This is a genomic window from Kitasatospora sp. NPDC059722, from assembly GCF_042733235.1.
In the GTDB taxonomy this organism is placed as follows: domain Bacteria; phylum Actinomycetota; class Actinomycetes; order Streptomycetales; family Streptomycetaceae; genus Kitasatospora.
Genome location: NZ_JBHWGD010000050.1, coordinates 3,169 through 7,265 on the forward strand (window position 1 = coordinate 3,169; position 4,097 = coordinate 7,265).

Below are 4,097 nucleotides of genomic sequence, written 5' to 3' on the forward strand. Positions count from 1 at the left end.
CGGCCGGGCCGCGGCGCGGGGGGGGGTGGGGGGGGGGGGCTGGCCCGGCGGGGGGGGGCGGGGCGGGGGCGAACACCCCGGGGCCCCCGCCCACGGCAAGGCCGCCTTCGGCGCCGTCACCCGCTTCGACGTGAGCGCGTGCCGCACCACCCGGGCCGCCCTGCTGCCCGCACCGGTGCCGCTCGCCGACGCGGTGCTGGACGCGGTCGGCCAGGCCTGCCGCCAGGCCGGGCTCGGCGCCGCCGACGGCGCGGCGACGCCCGTCCTGCTCGCACTGCACGGAGACCTGCGCACCCGTGCGACGGCCGACGCCGTCGCGGCCGGACTCGCCAGCGCCTGGGGACTCCACGGCGTCACCCGCGTCTACACGGGTGCCTGCGTGGCGGCGGCGACCGCCGTCGCCGACGCAGCCTCGCTGGTCGCCGCCGGGCGGCACGAGCGGGTGCTGGTGGCCGCCGGGCACCTCGTCGAACCGGGCGTGTTCGCGGTCTTCGACGCGGGCCGCGCCCTCGCCCGCGACGGCGAGCTGCGCCCGTTCAGCACCGGCCGGACCGGCACGCTGCTGGGCGACGCGGCGGCCGCCGTCCTGGTCGAGGCCGCCCCGGCCGCCGAGCGGCGCGGCGCCACCGCGCTCGCCCGGCTGGCCGGCTGGGGCCGCACCGGGGACGCCCACCACGTGTGCCGCCCGGAGCCCGCCGGCGCCGGCGTGGCCCGCGCCATCGGGGCCGCGCTCGCCCGCGCGGGCGCCGGGCCGGCCGACGTCGGCTACGTCAACGCCAACGGCATCGGCTCCACGCTGGCCGACCGGGCCGAGGCCCTGGCGCTGCACCGCGTGTTCGGCGCGCACACCGCCCGCCTGCCGGTCAGCTCCAGCAAGTCCGTCCACGGCCACGCCCTGGAGGCGTCCGCGCTGCTCGAACTCGCCGTCACCATCGGCGCGTTGCACAGCGGACGGCTCCCGGTGAACGCCGGCTGGCTCGGCCCGGACCCGGACGTCGGCCTCGACCTCGTCCTGGACGGACCGCGCGCCGCCGCACCGCGCTACGCCCTCAGCCTCAACTCCGCCTTCGGGGGCGCCAACACCGCCCTCCTCGTGGCCCGCGCATGAGCGGCGACCGTCAACCGGTCGGTGCGCAGGCAGGCTTCGGGCCGACCCCTCCGAACACCCGGCCGGGTCCGGAGCGCCGGGCACCCCGCCCCGGCTCCACCTGCGACGCGCCCGTCGCACAGCCCCGCCCGACAAACTCCCGCCCACCCCGGCGCCGCCCGGCTCCACACCGCCGGCCGCCCCCGGTTCCCTCCGCCCACACCAGGACCGCCCCGCCCATGCTCCTGCCGCCGCCCCTGCGCATCCTCGCCGAGGCCCACTGGCCCGATCCCGACCGGGCGGACGACCCCTTGCCGCCCCTGCCCGGCTTCGCCGCCTCCACCTTCAACCCGCTCGTCGCCCACACCGCCGAACGCTGCCTGCGCGCCCACCACGGAGACGCACCCGCGCCCGGGCGCACGGCGCTGCTGCTCGCCAGCGCGAGCGGCGACCGCGCCACCGCGCGGGCCATCGACGAGGGCGCCGCACCCGGCCGCCGGACAGCCCCGCTGCTGTTCTTCCAGTCCAACCCCAACGCCGTCCTCGGGCACATCGCCGCCCGCTGGGGCCTGACCGGCCCCGTCGTCGCGATCAGCCCGGCCGAGCCCGCCCCGCCCGGCACCGTCCCCGCGGACGCTCTCGACCTCGCCGCCCTGCTCCTCGCCGACGGCGACGCCGACCGGGTCCTCGTCCTCGCCGCCGAACAGGAGGAGGACGGCGACCGGGCCGTCGCCCTCCTCGTCGAGAGCTGAACCGACCCGCCGCCGGCCGCCGTTGCCGGGCACACCTGCGCCCCCGCCTCCGTCGCCCGGGCCCACACACCCGGGCACAGTCGCCCGAACCCGCACACACACCCGGGTCAGGACACCCGGGACAGCCGCCGTCGCCGCGCGCACGCGCGGCCTGAGCGCCCAGCCCCAAGCCCAACCCCGCGGCCCACACCGGCACCAATGTAGGGATCAGCCCCCGGGACCACCCCCCCCACCACCCCACCCACCACGCCACCCGCCGCACCACCCGCCACCCCGTCGGACGCCCCCACCCCCGGGACCGCCGCCTCGACCGCCCTCACCGGCCGCACGATCCTGCTCGACCCCGGCCACAACCCCGGCAACTCCTCGCACACCGCCGAGATCAACCGTCAGGTCGACATCGGCAACGCCCGCAAGGAGTGCGACACCACCGGCACCGAGACCGACGCCGGCTACACCGAGGCCGACTACACCCTGGACGTCTCCCGCCGCGCCCGCGCGATCCTCACCGCCCGCGGCGCGACCGTGGCGTTCACCCAGGACGGCGACCGCCCGTGGGGCCCGTGCATCGACGAGCGCGCCAGGGCCGCCGCCGACGCCCACGCCGACGTGGCCCTCTCGGTGCACGCGGACGGCGCTCCGGCGAGCGGCAGCGGGTTCCACGTGATCATGCCCGCCAAGGTGGTCGCCGGGAAGGCGGACAACTCGGCGATCGTCGAACCGTCGCACCGGCTCGGCCTGCTGCTGCGCGAGCGGTTCCACGCCGCGACCGGCGAGCCGTTCGCCGACTACATCGCCGAGAACGGCCTGGACACCCGCTCCGACCTGGGCGGCCTCAACCTCTCGACGGTCCCCAAGGTGTTCATCGAGTGCGGTAACATGCGCAACCCGGCGGACGCGAAGCGGATGACGGACCCTCAGTGGCGCCAGAAGGCGGCCGAGGGGATCGCCGACGCGCTGACGGCGTATCTGACCTCGCGGGACTGAATCCGGCGGCGCTCCCGCGGCGCGCGGGCTGCACTCCCGCGGCGCTCGGGCTGCGCCGTTTGCAACGAATTCGCCCCGTTCCCGGTCCCCGCTGTGCGCCGGTGGGGCGGTTGGCCCTAGGCTTCTGGTCCGTTCGGGGGTTCCCGGCCGGTCGGCGCGACCGGGCGGACCGCCGTCCACGAACCGTCAACGAGGGGAACGTAAGTGAATCTGCGCGCTCTCACCAGGGGAGACGCCGCCGTCGCAGGCGCGGCCGTCCTGCTCTTCATCGCCTCCTTCCTGCCCTACCTGAGCTGGAACTGCTCCGGGGCGTACTGCGGGAACATCGACACGTCGCAAAACGCCTGGAGCACCGCGCTGTTCCCCGTCCTGCCGTCGATCTACCTGCTGGGCATCGCCGCCGCCGCGCTGATCCTGGTGCAGCGGTTCCAGGGCCCGGCCGCGGCCAACCGTCAGGTCCTCGGCCTGCGGCTGGACCAGTGGGGCATCGCCTTCGCGGTGGCCGCGCTCTGGACGTCCGTCTGGGCGCTGGGCGGCGCCGGCACCGGTCCGAGCGTCAGCCACGGCTTCGGCGCCTGGCTCGGCCTCATCTCGCTGATCGTGCTCGCCGGCGCCGCCGCGGCCGCTCCGCTGGTGCCCGCGCTGAAGGCGCCGCTGGTGACCGACCGTCCGGCCGTCCCGTACCAGGGCGGCTACCCGATGCCGGGCCAGCCCGGTCAGCCCGGCCAGCCCCAGCCCGGCCAGTACGGCTACCCGGTGCAGGGCCAGGACCCGAACCAGGCCCCGGCGTACGGCGCCCAGCCCGGCGGCTACGGCTACCCGGCCCCGGGTGCGCCCGGCCAGGCCGGCCAGCCCGGCCCGCAGGACATCACCCCGGCCCCGGTCGCCGCACAGCCGGCCCCGGCCCCGCAGCCGGCCCCGGCGGCCGACTTCGCGCCGTTCTGGTTCGCCGTCCCGGCCCCGCGCGCGCTGGCGCCGAAGGACAACCCGGTCGGCGCGCCGATCGGCGAGCTGGTCCCCGGCACCTGGTACCTGGCGGTCGAGCAGCGCGGCACCGCGCTGGTCGCCCAGCTCCAGGACGGCACCCAGGGCGTGCTGGCCGACACCTCGGGCATCCAGCGCGGCTGAACCGCCACGCAGCCGGAAGGGGGGGGGGGGGCCCCCCGGGGGCGCCCCGCCCGGCGCGCCCCCCCCCCCCCCCCCCCCCGGGTAGAACAAAGAGATATTAAAAAAAAAACACACACACCCACAAAAAAAAAGTGATATAAGGT

The 4,097-nt window shown here is 77.2% G+C and carries 4 protein-coding genes; all 4 read left to right on the forward strand.

The window, feature by feature from the left end:
* Positions 1-1,108, forward strand: a 1,108-nt coding sequence (locus ACFV4F_RS27820) for a beta-ketoacyl synthase N-terminal-like domain-containing protein (protein WP_380506428.1), incomplete at its 5' end; no start/stop codon positions are given.
* Positions 1,109-1,326: 218 nt separating this feature from the next.
* Complete coding sequence (locus ACFV4F_RS27825) at positions 1,327-1,839, forward strand: hypothetical protein (RefSeq protein WP_380439872.1); 513 nt, start codon at positions 1,327-1,329, stop codon at positions 1,837-1,839.
* Positions 1,840-2,172: 333 nt separating this feature from the next.
* On the forward strand, positions 2,173-2,826 hold the full coding sequence (locus tag ACFV4F_RS27830; protein WP_380506541.1) for an N-acetylmuramoyl-L-alanine amidase: 654 nt from the start codon (positions 2,173-2,175) through the stop codon (positions 2,824-2,826).
* Positions 2,827-3,030: 204 nt separating this feature from the next.
* The gene (locus ACFV4F_RS27835; protein ID WP_380439437.1) at positions 3,031-3,954 is read left to right on the forward strand and encodes a hypothetical protein; all 924 of its coding nucleotides are present in this window, start codon (positions 3,031-3,033) and stop codon (positions 3,952-3,954) included.
* Positions 3,955-4,097: the final 143 nt, after the last annotated feature.

Bases quoted from the DNA above. Each gene is read 5' to 3' on its own strand.
- ACFV4F_RS27825 (WP_380439872.1), top strand. From the start codon at position 1,327: ATGCTCCTGCCGCCGCCCCTGCGCATCCTCGCCGAGGCCCACTGGCCC.